Consider the following 2,203-nt stretch of genomic DNA (forward strand, 5'->3'; position numbering starts at 1 on the left):
CGCAGCGGCATCAGCGACTCCACCGGGGCCTTGCGGCGCCAGGCGCGGCCGAAGCGGGCCCGCAGCCGGGTCCGGTACACCAGCCGCTCCTGCTCCAGCTTGATGACCTCCTCGTAGGAGCGCAGCTCCCACAGCTTCATCCGCCGCCACAGCAGGAAGGTCGGCACCGGTGACAGCAGCCACCGGGTGACCCGGACGCCCTCCATGTGCTTGTCGGCCGTGATGTCGGCGATCCGCCCGATGGCGTGCCGGGCGGCCTCGACGGCGACCACGAACAGGACCGGGATGATGGCGTGCATCCCGACGCCCAGCGGGTCGGGCCAGGCCGCGGCGCCGTTGAAGGCGATCGTCGCGGCCGTCAGCAGCCAGGCCGTCTGCCGGAGCATCGGGAACGGGATCCGGATCCACGTCAGCAGCAGATCCAGCGCCAGCAGCACGCAGATGCCGGCGTCGATGCCGATCGGGAAGACGTAACTGAAGTTCCCGAAGCCCTTCTGGAAGGCGAGTTCCTTCACGGCCGCGTACGACCCGGCGAAGCCGATCGCGGCGATGACCACGGCGCCCGCGATCACCACCCCGATGAGTATGCGATGCGTCCGTGTGAGCTGTGGCGCGGCCACCCGACTCCCCTTCCAGACTGTCCTGTTGCGCGCACCAGGGTTGCACATGTGTACGGGTGCCGGACGGTCGGTCGACCGCACCGGCACCCGCGAGGTGCTGCGCGACTCGGGCGGTGCCGGACGTACGGGACGTCTCGCACGGCCGAGCGGCGGGGTTTTCCCCCGCTATGAGGCGTCGGAGCCGGAGGTCACGACTTGGCGGCGGACTCGGAGGCGGACGCCGACGGGGAGGCGGAGGAGCCGGAGGCGGCGTCGCCGTTCGCCGCGGCGACCTTCGCGACGGCCTCCTCGGCGGCGTCGGCCGCCCGCCCGCTCAGCGTCTTCACGCTCGGGGCGTCCTCGCCGGCCAGGCCCGCGCCGTTGTAGTCGATCGTCACCACGACGTTCTCGACCAGGGCGACCACGGTCTGCTGCTTGAAGAGGCCTTCCTTCTTCTTCAGGTCGTAGGTGACCAGGGTGGCCTCGTCACCGACCCCCTTGACCGGCTTGTCGGCGACCTTCTTGGCGTCCGCGGTCTTCTTCGCGTCGGCGACCAGGGCCTCGTACTGCTCCTTGGCCTGCTCCTCGCCGGCGCCCCGCACCTGGCTGGAGTCGAAGCGCAGCAGCGAGACGCTCAGCCAGCGGTACTGCGAGCCCTTCACGCCGTTGTCGTCGAGGCTGTTCCAGGTGCAGCTGCCGCGGGTGCCGGCGTCGTCGGTGCGGCCGGCCTTCTCGGTCTTCAGGCCCTTGGGCACCAGCTTGCCCAGTGTCTTCTTGCCCAGCGCGTCGCACGCCTCGGGCAGCTCCTTGTAGGCGGCCGGCGCCACCGAGGGCGAGGGTTCGGCGGAGGACTCGCTGCTGCCGGCGCTCTGCTTGGCGTCGGCCTTCGGCTCCGCGTCCGAGGAACACCCCGCGGCGACGAGCATCACGGGGACCACGGCCACACCCGTCAGGGCGCGGACGACTCGCTGGACGGGACGGTTGGCTCGGTGCGCTCGCTGCATGGTTCCTTCACTCACGGCTTCGCTTCGGCTCCTGCGGGACCCGGATACCCCCGACCCGGCGGATGACCGCGGGTGTGGTGTCGATCCCGGTCCGGCAGATCACGGTACGCGGTGAGCGGGACCCGTCGCCCGTGCCGAGGCGTTCGCCGGACAGATGTGCGGCGGCTGTGCCAGGGTGTCAGCCGACCAGTTCCTCGGCCAGCGCGGCGGCCAGTTCACGGGCCCTGTCCTGCATTTCCTCACCGTCCGTGGTCTCACCGGCCAAGGTCGGGCGGCTTGTGTAAGCGATCTTCACGATGACGTTGGACGTGCGGAACACCACAGTGACGGTGCGCTCGGAAGCGGTGGTTCCGGCGGCGCCGAGGCTGTCGTCGAGGAAGGCCTCGTCGCCGAGTTCCTCCAGGGAACGCGGACCGAGGTCCGCCGTGCCGCCGGTTGCCGCGGAGCCCTCGGGGGAGCCGGACGCGGGCGAGGTGTCCTCCCCGGCCGCACCGTCGGACCCGCCCTTCCCGGCCGTCCCGTCCTTCTCGTCCGCCGGGGCGTCCGCGCCGGAGGCGGAGGGGGAGGCGGAGCCGTCGGGGGCCGCGGACGACCCGGCGC

At 71.7% G+C, this 2,203-nt stretch carries 2 protein-coding genes and 1 pseudogene; all 3 read right to left on the bottom strand.

Going from position 1 to position 2,203, the window contains the following annotated elements; genetic code table 11:
- Window positions 1–620: DUF2637 domain-containing protein (locus HW445_RS27880; RefSeq protein ID WP_180223635.1), on the bottom strand; the 620-nt coding region annotated here is incomplete at its 3' end.
- A gap of 188 nt (window positions 621–808) precedes the next feature.
- Window positions 809–1,603, bottom strand: a complete 795-nt coding sequence (locus tag HW445_RS27885) for a DUF3558 domain-containing protein (RefSeq protein ID WP_218957451.1) — start codon at window positions 1,601–1,603, stop codon at window positions 809–811.
- A 178-nt stretch (window positions 1,604–1,781) separates the two neighbouring features.
- Window positions 1,782–2,203: pseudogene (locus HW445_RS27890) on the bottom strand (DUF3558 domain-containing protein); the annotation flags it as partial.

This window comes from Streptomyces sp. UH6 (genome assembly GCF_013421635.1).
GTDB classification, from domain to species: Bacteria; Actinomycetota; Actinomycetes; order Streptomycetales; family Streptomycetaceae; genus Streptomyces; species Streptomyces abyssomicinicus.

What these genes read in the sequence shown, in the direction of transcription:
- HW445_RS27885 (WP_218957451.1), bottom strand. Translation starts at nt 1,603, where the DNA reads ATGCAGCGAGCGCACCGAGCCAACCGTCCCGTCCAGCGAGTCGTCCGC.